The following is a 15943-nucleotide window of genomic DNA, read 5'->3' as shown; positions in this document are numbered from 1 at the left end:
GACGAGCCGTCGGCGAACCCGCTGGATAGATCACGAAACCGCACTGGAGTACTAGTTGGACATAGACGGGGCCTCATCGCTGCGGTCCCGCGCGCAGGAGGTCGTCGTGGAGACTCCGGGGTCGCAGTCGTCGCTGCACCGAGCCAACCTGGAACGTGTGGTCCGAGCCGTACGGCTGGCCGGATCCCTCACCCAGGCGGAGATCGCAAGGGCGACCGGTCTGTCCGCGGCGACGGTCTCCAACATCGTCCGCGAGCTCAAGGACGGCGGAACGGTCGAGGTCACGCCCACCTCCGCGGGGGGCCGCCGGGCCCGCAGCGTCTCGCTCAGCGGTGACGCCGGGATCGTCATCGGCGTCGACTTCGGCCACACCCACCTGCGCGTCGCGGTCGGCAACCTCGCCCACCAGGTGCTCGCCGAGGAGTCCGAGCCACTGGACGTCGACGCCTCCGCCGCGCAGGGCTTCGACCGGGCGGAGGAGCTGGTCAACCGGCTGATCGCGGCGACCGGCGTGGACCGGGGCAAGATCGCCGGGGTGGGTCTCGGCGTGCCCGGGCCGATCGACGTGGAGTCCGGGACACTGGGCTCGACCGCCATCCTGCCCGGCTGGACCGGCGCCCGGCCCGCCGAGGAGCTGCGGGGGCGGCTCGGCGTACCGGTGCACGTGGACAACGACGCCAACCTGGGCGCCCTGGGCGAGCTGGTGTGGGGCAGCGGCAAGGGCGTGCGGGACCTGGCGTACATCAAGGTCGCCAGCGGTGTCGGCGCCGGCCTGGTGATCGACGGGAAGATCTACCGCGGTCCGGGCGGCACGGCCGGAGAAATAGGGCATATCACGCTCGATGAGTCCGGCCCCGTCTGCCGCTGCGGCAACCGGGGCTGCCTGGAGACCTTCGCGGCCGCCCGGTACGTGCTCCCGCTCCTCCAGTCGAGCCACGGCAGCGACCTGACCATGGAGGGCGTCGTACGGCTGGCGCGGGACGGCGACCCGGGCTGCCGTCGGGTGGTCGCCGACGTCGGCCGTCACGTCGGCAGCGGAGTCGCCAACCTGTGCAATCTGCTGAACCCGAGCCGGGTGGTCCTGGGCGGTGATCTCGCCGAGGCCGGAGAGCTGGTGCTCGGGCCGATCAGGGAGTCCGTCGGGCGTTACGCCATCCCCAGCGCCGCGCGTCAACTGTCCGTGCTTCCCGGGGCACTTGGGGGCCGCGCGGAGGTGCTCGGGGCGCTCGCCCTGGCTCTCGGCGAGATGGGCGATTCGATGCTTTTGGACGGGAGTGCCACTGGCGTGTTCCCGACGGTCACACCTGCCTTCACTTAGAGAACGGATGGCACCGTTGCCAACCCGTTAAGGATTTACTTCTTGACGTCGCACGTGCGGCCGAGTTGACTTCCAGCCACCTCGGCCGCAACGACGCGGCCTCGTCAGGGAGGTTATGAAGTGAACACGCGTATGCGTCGTGCCGCCGTCGTCGTCGCCGCCGGTGCGATGGCCGTCTCGCTCGCCGCCTGTGGCAGTGCTGAGGAGGCGGGTGGCGACAGCGACGCCACCAGCTCCGCCGCCACGGGCGACAACATCAAGGTCGGCCTGCTCCTGCCGGAGAACAAGACCGCGCGTTACGAGAAGTTCGACCGGCCGCTGATCGAGAAGAAGATCAAGGAGCTGACGAACAACAAGGCGGAGATCCAGTACAACAACGCCCGCCAGGACGCCAACCTCCAGGCGCAGCAGGTCGACACCATGATCACCAATCAGGTGGACGTGCTGATCCTGGACGCCGTGGACGCCAAGGCGATCAAGAACTCCGTGCAGAAGGCCGCCGACGCCGGCATCAAGGTCGTCGCCTACGACCGCCTCGCCGAGGGCCCGATCAGCGCCTACACCTCGTTCGACAACGAGGAGGTCGGCCGGACCCAGGGCGAGGCCCTGCTGCAGGCGCTGGGCGCCGAGGCCGAGGACAGCCAGATCGTCATGATGAACGGCTCGGTCACCGACCCGAACGCCGCCCAGTTCAAGAAGGGCGCGCACTCCGTTCTCGACGGCAAGGTGAAGATCGGCCGCGAGTTCGACACCAAGGAGTGGTCGCCGGACAACGCCAACGCCAACATGGAGTCGGCGATCTCGGCGCTGGGCAAGGACAGGATCGCCGGCGTCTACTCCGCCAACGACGGCATGGCGGGCGGCATCATCACCGCCCTGAAGGCCGCCGGCATCGCCGACATCCCGGTCACCGGCCAGGACGCCGAGCTCGCCGCCGTGCAGCGCATCATCACCGACGAGCAGTTCATGAGCGTCTACAAGTCCTACCCGCAGGAGGCCGAGGTCGCCGCCGAGATGGCGGTCGCCCTGGCCAAGGGCGAGGATTTGAGCGCCCTCGCCAAGGACAAGGTCTCCAGCGACAGCGCCAAGGACGTCCCCTCGGTCCTGGTCCCGGTGGTCTCCCTGACCAAGGACAACATCAACGACACCGTGATCAAGGACGGCATCTACACCGCCGACGAGATCTGCACCGGCAACTACAAGGCAGCCTGCGACGAGCTCGGCATCGGCGCCTAGTCCGGTCCCGGCCCTTCCCGGTCCACGGGGCTCTTCCCGGACCACGGGAACCCGGTCCCCGGGTTCCCCGCGGAACGGCCGCACCCCAAGGCTCCTCCGGCGCCTCGCGTCATACACAGCCCCGCAAGCTCGTAGCGGGGCGCCGGACGGAACATCCCCCCAGTCTTTCTGCACAACCTCCCGCCGGGTCAGGCGGCGAAGGAGATGGTTCACGTGTCCGCTACGCCCGTGCTGGCGTTGCGCGGGGTCTCCAAGCGATTCGGTGCCGTCCAGGCGCTCACCGACGTAGAGCTTGAGGTCCACGCCGGTGAGGTGGTCGCCCTGGTGGGCGACAACGGCGCCGGAAAGTCCACGCTGGTCAAGACGATCGCCGGCGTGCACCCCATCGATGAGGGCGTCATCGAATGGGAAGGCAAGGCCGTGTCGATCAACCGGCCGCACGACGCCCAGGCCCTGGGCATCGCGACGGTCTACCAGGACCTCGCGCTGTGCGACAACATCGACGTCGTCGGCAACCTCTTCCTCGGCCGTGAGCTGAGGAAGTGGGGCGTCCTGGACGAGGTCGAGATGGAGCGGCGCTCGCGCGAGCTGCTGACCACGCTCTCCATCCGCATCCCCAGCGTGCGCATCCCGATCGCCTCGCTCTCCGGCGGTCAGCGCCAGACCGTGGCCATCGCGCGCTCGATGCTCGGCGAGCCCAAGCTCGTCATCCTCGACGAGCCGACCGCCGCCCTCGGCGTCGAGCAGACCGCCCAGGTCCTCGACCTGGTGGAGCGGCTGCGGGAGCGCGGCCACGCCGTGATCCTGATCAGCCACAACATGGCCGACGTGAAGGCCGTCGCCGACAAGGTGGCGGTGCTGCGCCTCGGCCGCAACAACGGCGTCTTCGAGGTCAAGACGACCTCGCAGGAGGAGATCATCTCCGCCATCACCGGCGCCACCGACAACGCCGTGACCCGCCGTGCGGCGCGCACGAACGGGGAGGTTTCCCAGTGAGCACCGACAAGACCTCCACGCCGACGGCGGACGCGCACGCCGTCGAGAACCCCGAGGCGGCCGCCGCCGCGGTGACCGCGGTCGACCCCCGGCTGCTGGTGCGCGAGCAGGGCCTGGCCGGCTACCTCGGCGAGTTCAAGCGCAAGATGAAGGCGGGCGAACTGGGCTCCATCCCGGTCGTCATCGGCCTGATCGTCATCTGCGTCGTCTTCCAGAGCCTGAACTCCGCGTTCCTGTCCGCGCAGAACATCAGTGACATCACCGTCACGATGGTCGGCACCGGCATGATCTCGGTCGGCATCGTCTTCGTGCTGCTGCTCGGCGAGATCGACCTGTCGGTCGGCTCGGTCAGCGGCGCGTCCAGCGCCATCGCCGCCGTGCTCGCGGTGAACCAGGGCTGGCCGGAGTGGGCGGCGGTGCTGTTCGCCGTCGTCGCGGGTGCCGCCATCGGCGCCGCGCACGGCTTCTTCTTCGCGGTGCTCGGCGCCCCGGCGTTCGCCGTCACGCTGGCCGGACTGCTGTTCTGGCTGGGCTTCATGCTCCAGACGCTGGGCGAGAACGGCACGATCAACCTGGACAGCGAGGGCCTGATCGGCCAGCTGACCACGTACTTCTTCACGGACGTCGCCGCCGCCTACGGCCTGGCGGCCGTGGTCACCGCGATCTTCTTCATCACCTCGTTCCTCGGCAACCGGCGCCGCGAGGCGGCGGGCGTCCCGTCCCGGCCGATGAGCGACACCCTGCTGCGCACGGTGCTGCTGGCGGTGGTCTCCTTCGCCGCGGCGTTCATGTACAACCAGTACAAGGGCCTGCCGCTGGCCACCGTGATCTTCCTGGTGTTCCTGGTCGGCACGGACTTCGTGCTGCGCCGCACCACGTACGGCCGCAAGGTCTTCGCGCTCGGCGGCAGCGTCGAGGCGTCGCGGCGTGCGGGCATCAACGTCACCGCGGTGCGCATCTCGGTCTTCGCGATCTCCGGCGGCTTCGCCGCGATCGGCGGCCTGTTCCTGGCGTCGAAGATCGCGTCCGCCAACCAGAGCGCCGGCACCGGTGACCTGTTGATGAACGCCATCGCGGCGGCCGTGATCGGTGGCACCAGCCTCTTCGGCGGCCGGGGCCGCACCTGGAACGCCCTGCTCGGTGTGCTGGTGATCGTCTCGATCCAGTACGGCCTCCAGCTGGAGTCCATCGCCGAGCCGGTGAAGTACATGATCACCGCGGGCGTCCTGCTGACCACGGTGGTCATCGACTCCATCACCCGCAAGACCCAGAAGACGGCCGGCCGCGCCTAGCCGCACCGCCCGCAGTGTGCCCGGCACCCCAGGGGTGCCGGGCACAGCCATGTCGTAGGAGAGCCCTCCGCTGGGTAGAGCGGAACGCGTGACCTATGACGCACCGCCCTGGCAACGGGGGCCTGGGCGGAACACTAGACTCGACTGGCCCGGCAACAGCTCGAACAGCTCTACTGCAAGGAGGCACGGGTGCCGCTGCTGACCCGCATCACGGGACCGCGCGATCTGGACCGGCTCAGCCTGGAGGAGCTGGACCAGCTGGCGGAGGAGATCCGGACCTTCCTTGTCGAGGCCGTCTCCAAGACCGGCGGCCACCTGGGCCCCAACCTCGGCGTGGTCGAGCTGACCATCGCCCTGCACCGCGTGTTCGAATCGCCGAAGGACAAGGTGCTCTGGGACACCGGGCACCAGGCCTACGTGCACAAGCTGCTCACCGGCCGGCAGGACTTCTCCCGGCTGAAGATGAAGGGCGGCCTGTCCGGCTACCCCTCGCAGGCCGAGTCCGAGCACGACGTCATCGAGAACAGCCACGCCTCCACGGTCCTCGGCTGGGCCGACGGCCTGGCGAAGGCCAACCAGCTGCTGGAACGCGACGACCACGTGGTCGCCGTGATCGGCGACGGCGCCCTCACCGGCGGCATGGCCTGGGAGGCGCTGAACAACATCGCCGACGCCAAGGACCGCCCCCTGGTCATCGTCGTCAACGACAACGAGCGCTCCTACGCCCCCACCATCGGCGGTCTCGCCAACCACCTCGCCACGCTGCGCACCACGGACGGCTACGAGCGCTTCCTGGCGCGCACCAAGGAGGTGCTGGAGCGCACCCCGGTCGTCGGCCGTCCGCTCTACGACACCCTGCACGGCGCCAAGAAGGGCCTGAAGGACTTCATCGCGCCGCAGGGCATGTTCGAGGACCTCGGCCTGAAGTACGTCGGCCCGATCGACGGCCACGACATCGAGGCGCTGGAGTCCGCGCTCTCCCGGGCCAAGCGCTTCGGCGGCCCGGTCATCGTGCACTGCCTCACCGAGAAGGGCCGCGGCTACCAGCCCGCCCTCCAGGACGAGGCCGACCGCTTCCACGCCGTGGGCAGGATCCACCCCGACACCGGCCTGCCGATCGCCTCCTCCGGCGCCGACTGGACCTCCGTCTTCGGCGACGAGATGGTCGAGCTCGGCAAGGAGCGCGAGGACATCGTCGCCATCACCGCCGCGATGCTCCAGCCGGTCGGCCTGGACCGGTTCGCCAAGGTCTTCCCCGAGCGGGTGTACGACGTCGGCATCGCCGAGCAGCACGGCGCGGTCTCCGCGGCGGGCCTGGCCGCCGGCGGCCTGCACCCCGTCTTCGCCGTGTACGCCACCTTCCTCAACCGCGCCTTCGACCAGGTCCTGATGGACGTCGCCCTGCACAAGTGCGGGGTGACCTTCGTGCTCGACCGGGCCGGCATCACCGGCACCGACGGCGCCTCCCACAACGGCATGTGGGACATGTCGATCCTCCAGGTCGTCCCGGGCCTGAGGCTCGCCGCCCCGCGCGACGCCGAGCAGGTGCGCGCCCAGCTGCGGGAGGCCGTCGACGTCGACGACGCGCCGACCGTGGTGCGCTTCTCCAAGGGCGCGGTCGGCCCGGCCGTGCCCGCCGTGGGCCGGATCGGCGGCATGGACGTGCTGCGCGAGCCCGGCACCACCAGCCCCGACGTGCTGCTCGTCTCGGTCGGCGCCCTCGCCCCGATGTGCCTGGAGATCGCCGCGCTGCTCGACCGGCAGGGCATCTCCACCACCGTCGTCGACCCGCGCTGGGTCAAGCCCGTCGACGAGGCCATGGCCCCGCTCGCCGAGCGGCACCGCGTGGTCGTCACCGTCGAGGACAACTCCCGTGTCGGCGGTGTCGGCTCGGCCGTCGCCCAGGCCCTGCGGGACGCCGGCGTCGACGTACCGCTGCGCGACTTCGGCATCCCGCCGCGCTTCCTCGACCACGCCTCCCGCGCGGAGGTCATGGCGGAGATCGGGCTGACCGCCCCGGACATCGCCCGCCAGGTCACCGGCCTGGTCTCCCGGCTGGACGGACGCTACGAGCGGACCGCCGCCGACGAGATCGAGGCCGCGCGCGACTGATCCCGCGCCACCGGGAACCTCTGAATGGGCCGGTTCCACCACTGTGAGGAGTGGCGGAACCGGCCTGTTCGCGTGAGGCTGCTCGCGCGGGGGCATACGGACTGAGCCCCCTCTCGATCATGTCGAGGACGACAAGCGTGGGAGGTACCCCGTGAGCAGCACCCTCTTCCGGACGAAGAAGGTCGAGCAGTCCATCCTCGATACCGAGGAGCCGGAGCACGCCCTCAAGAAGTCGCTGTCCGCCCTGGACCTGACGGTCTTCGGCGTCGGCGTGATCATCGGCACCGGCATCTTCGTCCTCACCGGCTCGGTCGCCAGGAACAACGCCGGACCGGCCGTCGCGCTGGCCTTCGTGGTGGCCGGCGTCGTCTGCGCCCTCGCCGCGCTCTGCTACGCCGAGTTCGCCTCCACCGTCCCGGTGGCCGGCTCCGCGTACACCTTCTCGTACGCCTCCCTCGGGGAACTGCCCGCCTGGATCATCGGCTGGGACCTCGTCCTGGAGTTCGCGCTGGGCACGGCGGTGGTCGCGGTCGGCTGGTCGGGGTACGTCGCCTCACTGCTGGACAACGCGGGCTGGCGCCTGCCCGAGGCGCTCGGCACCCGGGAGGGCGCCGACGGCTTCGGCTTCGACGTCCTCGCCGCCGCCCTGGTACTGGTGCTCACCGCCATCCTCGTGGTCGGCATGAAGCTCTCCGCCCGGGTCACCTCCGTCGTCGTCGCCATCAAGGTGACCGTCGTCCTCGTCGTGATCATCGCCGGCGCCTTCTTCATCACCGGCAGCAACTACGACCCGTTCGTCCCCGAACCGCAGCCCGTGCCCGCCGGGCAGAGCCTGGACGCGCCGCTCGTCCAGCTGATGTTCGGCTGGGCGCCCGCCAACTTCGGCGTGATGGGCATCTTCACCGCCGCCTCGGTGGTCTTCTTCGCCTTCATCGGCTTCGACATCGTGGCCACCGCCGCCGAGGAGACCAAGAACCCGCAGCGCGACATGCCCCGCGGCATCCTCGGCTCGCTGTTCATCTGCACCGCCCTCTACGTGGCGGTGTCGATCGTCGTCACCGGGATGCAGCACTACAGCGAGCTGTCCGTGGACGCCCCGCTCGCCGACGCGTTCAAGGCCACCGGGCACCCCTGGTTCGCGGGCTTCATCAGCTTCGGCGCCGCCGTCGGCCTGACCACCGTCTGCATGATCCTGCTGCTGGGCCAGACCCGCGTCTTCTTCGCGATGAGCCGTGACGGGCTGCTGCCGCGCTTCTTCTCCCGCGTCCACCCGCGGTTCAGGACACCGCACCGGCCGACCATCCTGCTCGGCGTGCTCATCGCGATCCTCGCGGGCTTCACCCCGTTGCAGGAGCTGGCCGCACTGGTGAACATCGGCACCCTGTTCGCCTTCGTGGTCGTCGCGCTCAGCGTGATCATCCTCCGCCGGACCCGTCCCGACCTGCACCGCGCCTTCCGCACCCCCTGGGTGCCCGTACTCCCGGTCGTGTCGGTCCTGGCCTCGCTGTGGCTGATGCTGAACCTGCCGGCCGAGACCTGGGTCCGGTTCGCCGTCTGGATGGCGATCGGCATCGTCGTCTACTTCCTGTACGGCCGCTCCCACAGCCGCCTCGGCCGCCACGAGGAGACCACGGTCGAGGAGGTCACCCACCCGCGCCCCGGCGACACGGAGTGAGTGAATCGGTCCGATTGTCTGCCTTTTATGTCCGGTTTCGGTCTGACATGTGAAGCCGTATACCGTACGGCCCATGCGCGTCGAGCTCCTCTCCCCGCCACGCTCCGTAGTCGATTCGGGGAGGGCGCACGGCTACTGGACACGGCTGCTGCCCCTGCTGGCGGCGCTGGCCTGCCTCACCCGCCTCCCCTCCTTCGCCCGGCCGCTGTGGAGCCCCGACGAGGGCTACCTCGCCGTACAGGCCCGCATGCTGGCGCACGGCGGAGAGCTGTACGAGACGGTCGTGGACCGCAAGCCGCCGCTGGTGCCGTGGCTGTACGAGGCGGCCTTCGCGCTGGCCGGATCCGAGTCGCTGGCGCCGGTGCGCGCCCTGGCGGTGCTCGCGCAGCTGCTCACCGCCGTCCTGCTCGCCTCGCTCGCCCGGCGCCGCTGGGGCGACCGGGCCGGCCGCACCGCCGGGGTGCTGTACCTGCTGGTGTCCGTCGGGCTCAACCCGGAGGACGCACAGGCCGCCGGCTTCGAGGTGTTCATGCTGCCGTGCACGGCCGCCGCGATGTGGTGCGCGGACCGGCGCCGCTGGGCCGCGGCGGGCGCGGCCGTCGCCGGGGCCTTCCTCGTCAAGCAGACCGGGGCGGCCGTCCTGCTCCCGGTGCTGTGGCTGTACGTCCGCACGGGCGGCGGCACGCGCGGCGGGCCGGCGCGGCTCGCGGCGGGCGTCGTCGTGCCGGTGCTGTGCGCGGCCCTGGTCACCGACCCGGCGGGGTTCCTGTTCTGGACGGTGACCGGTTCGGCGGCGTACGCCGCCGTCACCGGCTCCGAACTGCACGTCCTGGCCCGGGGTCTGGCCAACACCGCGCTGGTGGCCGTGGGGTGCGCGGGGCTGCTGCCGCCGGTGCTGCGGATGCCGCGCCCGGCCCGCGCCGGGACGGGGGAACTGTGGCTGTGGCTGGCCGCCTCGGCCGGGGCGGTGCTGGCCGGCTTCCACTTCTTCGGCCACTACTACCTGCAACTCCTGCCGCCGCTCGCCCTGCTGGCGGCGGCCGGGCTGCGGACCGCGCCCCGCGACCGGGTGCTGGCCGCCGTCCTCGTCTCGGCCTGCTGCTGCGCCCTCTTCCTCGCCTGGGGCCTGCTCGCGCCGCGCCCCGAACTCGCCCACGCCCAGCGGCTCGCGGAGGCCACCGCCCGCCGCACCGCGCCCGGCGACCGCGTCCTCGTCTGGGGCATGCACCCGGAGACGTACTGGCTCGCCGACCGAGCCCCCGCCAGCCGCTATCTCACCGCGGGCCTCCTCACCAACTACAGCGGCGGCCGCGACGGCCCCCGGGTCGGCGAGAAGTACGGCGTCGCGGGCGCCTGGCCGACCTTCCGCGCGGAACTCGCCGCCCGTGCCCCGGCCCTGATCGTGGACGACTCCCGCGGCAAGCCGTACGCGTCGCGGCGGCTGCCGAGTCTGCGCGGGGTGCTGGACGCGGGGTACGCGGAGGTGGGGGAGGTGGACGGGGCGGTGCTGTACGCCCGGGTGGCCGGGGGCGCGGGACAGCCGTAGGGCCGGGGCGTACCGCCGCTCGGGCCGCGGCACTAGCGGGGCACCGCCCGCGGCCCGGTCACCTGCGCGCCCAGGGCCGTCACCCGCCGCCTGAGTTCGCGGTCGGCCGTGACGACCAGGCAGGGGCGGTCGCCGGCCGCGCCGACCAGGTCCACCAAGCGGTCGTCGCCGCTTCCGGGCGCCGCCTCCACCCGCACACCGGGCACGGACCGCACCGCGCGCGCCGCGCCCTCCACCACCAGGACGATGTCCACCGCCCCCGGGTGGCCCGGCAGTCCGTCCGCCGCGAGCCGGTCGCGCAGGCGTTCGGCCGCGCCGTGCCGGTCGCGCCACCAGCCGTCGGGTACCGAACCCACCACGTTGGCGGCGTCCACGATGACCAGGAGCGGGGCAGTCATGACACCCAGGGTCGCACGGACCGCCGCCGGGGAGTCCGGGGGGCGCCCGCCGGCAGGAGGAGCGCGTCCATGGCCGGTGCGGTGAACGGCCCCGGCTGACGCGGGGCCGCGACGGGCGGATCAGCGCCTGCGCTCCGCCTGCGGGACCGCCCGGCGCCGGGCCGAGCGCCGTCCGGGCGGCGCCCGGCTGCCGTCCCGCACGGCGGGCGGCGCCCAGCGGCTGCTGCCCGGCCTCGCGCCGGCCGGGGAGCCGACGGGCCCGCGCGTCTCGCGGCCCGGCGGCCCACGTCGGGCCGCGAGGCGGGCGCCTGCACTGCACGCACTTCCGCCCGCGCCTCGCCCCGCTGGACCGGCTGCCGATCGGCCACCCCGGCGTGAGGGGCCGGCGGACCGGGACGCCGGCCGTGGCCGTGGACGCCGAGGGACGCGTCCACGTCCTCGTGTGCGACCGCGGCGGGAGCGTGCGGACCGTCAGCCGGAAGGAGCGCGGCGGCCGGACGGCCGGCACGACCTGAAGGGCTCCGCGGTGGACGAGGAACTCGCCGCCGTCACGGGCGGGCCGGGCCGCGCCGAGCCGTACGCCGCCGGCCGGCGGGCCTGTGGTGGACCGGGTCCGGGCCGCCGTAGCCGGCGGGCTCCCGGGTGGCCCTCGCCGAGGACGGCGCGGGCCGCGTCGTCGCGGCGACCCTCGCACCGGACGGCGCACTGCGCCCGGCCCGGCAGAAGGACGAGCCGGGGCCGGCGCCGGCGGCCCGGCGGCCGGTCCGGCACCCGCCGGGCCCGCGCCCGGCGGAGCGCAGCCGGGGGTGGTCCACGGCTGCGCGGTGAGCGATGATCACCCGCGTACGTCCGCGATCGGACGTGCATTCGCCATGAAAAGGGGAGGACACATGCCACTGGCACGCAGGGTGTTCCTGGGGGGCTTCACGGCGGGCGCGGTGACCGTCGCCGCCGGCGCCACGGAAGCGGTCGCGGTCGGCGAGTACACCGACTACACGGCGCCGGCCAACTTCCTCAGCAGCTCGACGACGGCGCACACCGTCACCGTCAACCAGAAGGCGACGTCCGGGGAGGCGGTGGCGCTGAACGTCACCTCGGCCAACCCGGACACCTCGGCCATGTACCTCAGCGGCAAGGAGACCGGCCGCGGCACGCTGAAGATCTCCCACAACGGGTACGCCGACGGCTCCGACGCGAGCGCCTCCGCCCTGTCGATCGACCTCAAGGTCAGCGGCACCGCTTCGCAGGGCATCTACCTGACCGCGACGGACGGCCCGACCAAGGGCGCGCTGCTGGTCCTGCGCAACAACGAGGGCCTGGACGACTTCGTGGTCAAGGGCACCGGCCGGACCGGCATCGGCATCGCCCGCGGGGCCACGCCGCAGTCCCAGCTCCACGTGGTCCAGTCGGCCGACGCCCCGTCCGCCCTGCTCGCCGAGGGCGCGGTGCGGCTCGCGGACGTCGACGCGGCACCGACCAACGCGCCCGCCTCGGCCGGCGGCGGCTCGCTCTACGCTCAGGCCGGAGCCCTGTACTGGAAGGGCGGCAACGGCACCGTCACCCGGCTCGCACCGGCGTAAGGGGCGTCGCGATGGAACTGACCCCCGAGCAACTCGTCGCCGAATTCCAGGACGCCGTCATGGAGCTGTACTTCGCCCGCAAGCGCATCGCCCTGCTGGAGGCGGAGAACGCCGAGCTGAAGGCCAGGCTGGACGCCGCGGCACCGGCCGGCGGCTGAGGGAACGCCGGAGGGCCCCCGCCACCACGGTGGCGGAGGCCCTCCGGCGCGTCGGACGGTCAGGCCGGGACGCTCGCGGTCCCCGGCTCGAGGAACCGCTTGCCGTTCACCCGCTCGGAGACGCCCTCGCGGTCCAGGTACGGCGTGACGCCGCCCAGGTGGAAGGGCCAGCCGGCGCCGGTGATCAGGCAGAGGTCGATGTCCTGGGCCTCGGCGACGACGCCCTCGTCGAGCATCAGCCCGATCTCCCGCGCCACCGCGTCCAGCACCCGGGCCCGCACCTGCTCCTCGGTGAGGACGGTGTCGCCCTGCTTCAGCAGCGCGGCGACCTCCGGGTCCAGCTCGGGCCTGCCGCTGTCGTAGACGTAGAAGCCGCGCTTGCCCGCCGCGACGACCGCCTTGAGGTTCGGGGAGACCGTGAAGCGGTCCGGGAACGCCCGGTTGAGCGTCTCCGAGACGTGCAGGCCGATCGCCGGGCCGACCAGCTCCAGCAGCACCAGCGGGGACATCGGCAGGCCCAGCGGCTCGACCGCCTTCTCCGCCACCTCGACCGGGGTGCCCTCGTCGATGACGTTCTGGATCTCGCCCATGAAGCGGGTCAGGACGCGGTTGACGACGAACGCCGGGGCGTCCTTGACCAGCACCGCGGTCTTCTTCAGCTTCTTGGCGACGGCGAACGCCGTGGCCAGCGAGGCGTCGTCGGTCCGCTCGCCGCGGACGATCTCCAGCAGCGGCAGCACCGCGACCGGGTTGAAGAAGTGGAAGCCGACGACCCGCTCGGGGTGCTCGAGCTTCGACGCCATCTCCGTCACGGACAGGGACGAGGTGTTGGTGGCGAGGATCGCGTGCGCGGGGGCGACCGCCTCGACCTCCGCGAACACCTGCTGCTTGACGCCCATCTCCTCGAACACGGCCTCGATGACGAAGTCCGCGTCCGCGAAGCCCTCGGCCTTGTCCAGGACTCCGGTGACCAGCGCCTTGAGGCGGTTGGCCTTGTCCTGGCCGATCCGGCCCTTGCCGAGCAGCTTGTCGATCTCGGCGTGGACGTAGCCCACGCCCTTGTCGACGCGCTCCTGGTCGATGTCGGTCAGGACGACCGGGACCTCCAGGCGGCGCAGGAACAGCAGCGCGAGCTGAGAGGCCATCAGGCCGGCGCCGACGACGCCGACCTTGCCGACCGGGCGCGCCAGGTTCTTGTCCGGGGCGCCCGCCGGGCGCTTGCCCCGCTTCTGCACCAGGTTGAACGCGTAGATGCCGGCGCGCAGTTCGCCACCCATGATCAGGTCGGCGAGCGCCTGGTCCTCGGCGTCGTAGCCCTGCTGGAGGTCGCCGTTCTTGGCGGCGGCGATGATGTCGAGGGCGCGGTAGGCGGCCGGGGCGGCGCCGTGCACCTTGGAGTCGGCGATGAAGCGGCCCTTGGCGACGGCCTGGTCCCAGCCCTCGCCGCGGTCGATCACCGGGCGCTCGACGACGATCTCGCCCTTGAGGACGGCCGCCGTCCAGATCAGCGACTGCTCCAGGAAGTCGGCGCCCTCGAAGATCGCGTCGGCGATGCCCAGCTCGTAGACCTGCGCGCCCTTGAGCTGCTTGTTCTGGTTGAGGCTGTTCTCGATGATCACCGAGACGGCCTTGTCGGCGCCGATCAGGTTCGGCAGCAGGGTGCAGCCGCCCCAGCCGGGGACCAGGCCGAGGAAGACCTCGGGGAGGGAGAAGGCGGGGACGGCCGCGGACACCGTGCGGTAGGTGCAGTGCAGGCCGACCTCGACGCCGCCGCCCATCGCGGCGCCGTTGTAGTACGCGAACGTCGGCACGGCGAGCCCGGACAGCCGCTTGAAGACGTCGTGGCCGCCCTTGCCGATGGCGTGCGCGTGTTCCCACTCCGTCAGCAGCTCGACGCCCTTGAGGTCGGCGCCGACGGCGAAGACGAACGGTTTGCCGGTGATGCCGACGCCGACGATCTCGCCGTCCGCGGCCTCCTTCTCGGCCTGGTCGATCGCGGCGTCGAGGTTCGCCAGCGACTGCGGCCCGAAGGTGGTCGGCTTGGTGTGGTCCAGGCCGTTGTCCAGGGTGATCAGGGCGAAGCGCCCGGCGCCCAGGGGGAGGTCGAAGTGGCGTACGTGCGCGGTCGTGACGACCTCGTCCGGGAACAGGTCCGAGGCCTGCTGCAGAAGCTCGGCGGTGGTGCTCACTTGTCCCCCTCGAAGTGCGGGTTCTCCCAGATGACCGTCGCGCCCATGCCGAAGCCGACGCACATGGTGGTCAGGCCGTGGCGGACGTGCGGCTGCTCCTCGAACTGGCGGGCCAGCTGCGTCATCAGGCGGACGCCGGAGGAGGCCAGCGGATGGCCGAAGGCGATGGCGCCGCCGTACTGGTTGACGCGCGCGTCGTCGTCGGCGATGCCGTAGTGGTCGAGGAAGGCCAGGACCTGGACGGCGAAGGCCTCGTTGATCTCGAAGAGGTTGATGTCCTCGATGGACAGGCCCGCCTTGGCGAGGGCCTTCTCGGTGGCCGGGATCGGGCCGTAGCCCATGACCTCCGGCTCGACGCCCGCGAAGGCGTACGAGACCAGGCGCATCCGCACCGGCAGGCCGTTCTCGCGGGCGAAGTCCTCGGAGGCGATGATCGAGGCGGTGGCGCCGTCGTTCAGGCCGGCCGCGTTGCCGGCGGTGACCCGGCCGTGGACGCGGAACGGGGTCTTGAGGTTCGCCAGGTTCTCCAGCGTGGTGCCCGGGCGCATCGGCTCGTCGGCGGTGACCAGCCCCCAGCCCGTCTCACCCGCGTCGGGGTCGGTGCGGCGTACCGAGATCGGCACCAGGTCCTGCTGGATCCTGCCGTTGGCGTAGGCCTTGGCGGCCTTCTCCTGCGAGCGGACCGCGTACTCGTCGGCGCGCAGTTTGGTGATGTGCGGGTAGCGGTCGTGCAGGTTCTCCGCGGTCATGCCCATGAACAGGGCGGACTCGTCGACCAGCTTCTCGCTGACGAACCGCGGGTTGGGGTCGACGCCCTCGCCCATCGGGTGGCGGCCCATGTGCTCGACACCACCGGCGATGACGGCGTCGTACGCGCCGAAGGCGATGGAACCGGCCGTGGTGGTCACGGCGGTCATCGCGCCCGCGCACATCCGGTCGACGGAGTAGCCGGGCACCGACTGCGGCAGGCCCGCGAGGATGCCGGCGGTACGGCCGATGGTCAGGCCCTGGTCACCGATCTGCGTGGTCGCGGCGATGGCGACCTCGTCGATCTTCTGGGGGTCGAGACCCGGGTTGCGGCGCAGCAGTTCCCGGATCGCCTTCACGACGAGGTCGTCGGCGCGGGTCTCGTGGTAGATGCCCTTCGGGCCCGCCTTGCCGAACGGGGTGCGGACGCCGTCGACGAAGACGACGTCCCTGACGGTACGAGGCACGATGGCTCTCCTCCAGGGTGCGGGGTGGGCACTGCTGCGGCACGCATGCGCTGAGCGCGCGCTCACCACCATGCTACTTGTGGGTAACGTAGCTGCCCAGTCCCCCCGGGCCGAGCGGCGAAGGTCACACCGCCCGTCTCACCCGAATGGCGCGATCCCGACCTGCCGCCACCCGTCCTTCAGGGGCGCGGGGCACCGCGCGACCGGCCGGGGCGGCCCCGCGGCCGCC

General features: G+C 71.8%; 12 protein-coding genes. 9 read left to right on the top strand and 3 right to left on the bottom strand.

All coding sequences use genetic code 11. The annotated features are described in order from the left end of the window. Window positions 1–106 precede the first annotated feature (106 nt). From rok7B7 to ACFF45_RS28075, 7 genes are all read left to right on the top strand, one after another. Complete coding sequence (gene rok7B7, locus ACFF45_RS28105; protein WP_381349408.1) at window positions 107–1318, top strand: ROK family transcriptional regulator; 1212 nt, start codon at window positions 107–109, stop codon at window positions 1316–1318. Between the two features lie 132 nt (window positions 1319–1450). Then, entirely contained in the window at window positions 1451–2554 is a 1104-nt protein-coding gene (locus ACFF45_RS28100; protein ID WP_381349411.1) for a sugar ABC transporter substrate-binding protein, read from the top strand. A gap of 204 nt (window positions 2555–2758) precedes the next feature. Beyond that, window positions 2759–3550, top strand: a complete 792-nt coding sequence (locus ACFF45_RS28095) for an ATP-binding cassette domain-containing protein (protein WP_381349407.1) — start codon at window positions 2759–2761, stop codon at window positions 3548–3550. Beyond that, window positions 3547–4842: a sugar ABC transporter permease gene (locus ACFF45_RS28090; protein WP_381349405.1), complete on the top strand. Its 1296-nt coding sequence runs from the start codon at window positions 3547–3549 to the stop codon at window positions 4840–4842. The genes ACFF45_RS28095 and ACFF45_RS28090 overlap by 4 nt, the downstream gene beginning before the upstream one ends. A gap of 189 nt (window positions 4843–5031) precedes the next feature. After that, the gene (gene dxs, locus ACFF45_RS28085) at window positions 5032–6954 is read left to right on the top strand and encodes a 1-deoxy-D-xylulose-5-phosphate synthase (RefSeq protein WP_381349404.1); all 1923 of its coding nucleotides are present in this window, start codon (window positions 5032–5034) and stop codon (window positions 6952–6954) included. Window positions 6955–7105: 151 nt separating this feature from the next. After that, entirely contained in the window at window positions 7106–8629 is a 1524-nt protein-coding gene (locus ACFF45_RS28080; protein ID WP_381349403.1) for an amino acid permease, read from the top strand. A 73-nt stretch (window positions 8630–8702) separates the two neighbouring features. Beyond that, window positions 8703–10175, top strand: coding sequence for an ArnT family glycosyltransferase (locus tag ACFF45_RS28075; protein ID WP_381349401.1), 1473 nt, complete (start codon window positions 8703–8705; stop codon window positions 10173–10175). Between the two features lie 32 nt (window positions 10176–10207). Here ACFF45_RS28075 and ACFF45_RS28070 read toward each other — a convergent pair whose 3' ends face one another. Beyond that, on the bottom strand, window positions 10208–10573 hold the full coding sequence (locus ACFF45_RS28070) for an NTP pyrophosphohydrolase (RefSeq protein WP_381349400.1): 366 nt from the start codon (window positions 10571–10573) through the stop codon (window positions 10208–10210). Between the two features lie 890 nt (window positions 10574–11463). On the opposite strand from ACFF45_RS28070, the gene ACFF45_RS28065 reads away from it, so the two are divergent. Beyond that, complete coding sequence (locus tag ACFF45_RS28065; protein WP_381349399.1) at window positions 11464–12153, top strand: hyaluronoglucosaminidase; 690 nt, start codon at window positions 11464–11466, stop codon at window positions 12151–12153. An 11-nt stretch (window positions 12154–12164) separates the two neighbouring features. Further along, on the top strand, window positions 12165–12311 hold the full coding sequence (locus ACFF45_RS28060; protein WP_381349397.1) for a hypothetical protein: 147 nt from the start codon (window positions 12165–12167) through the stop codon (window positions 12309–12311). 59 nt (window positions 12312–12370) lie between these two features. Here the strand turns inward: ACFF45_RS28060 and ACFF45_RS28055 are convergent, their stop codons facing one another. Together ACFF45_RS28055 and ACFF45_RS28050 are read right to left on the bottom strand one after the other, a co-directional pair. Next, window positions 12371–14500 (bottom strand): 3-hydroxyacyl-CoA dehydrogenase NAD-binding domain-containing protein, encoded by a 2130-nt coding sequence (locus ACFF45_RS28055; RefSeq protein ID WP_381349396.1) that lies wholly within the window; start codon window positions 14498–14500, stop codon window positions 12371–12373. Then, window positions 14497–15714, bottom strand: coding sequence for a thiolase family protein (locus tag ACFF45_RS28050; RefSeq protein ID WP_381349395.1), 1218 nt, complete (start codon window positions 15712–15714; stop codon window positions 14497–14499). Before ACFF45_RS28050 ends, ACFF45_RS28055 begins: the two co-directional genes overlap by 4 nt. Window positions 15715–15943 lie beyond the last annotated feature (229 nt).

Origin of the sequence: Streptomyces cinereospinus, assembly GCF_042430725.1 — a bacterium.
Lineage (GTDB): Bacteria > Actinomycetota > Actinomycetes > Streptomycetales > Streptomycetaceae > Streptomyces > Streptomyces cinereospinus.
This window is presented reverse-complemented; position numbering and strand designations above follow the sequence as displayed.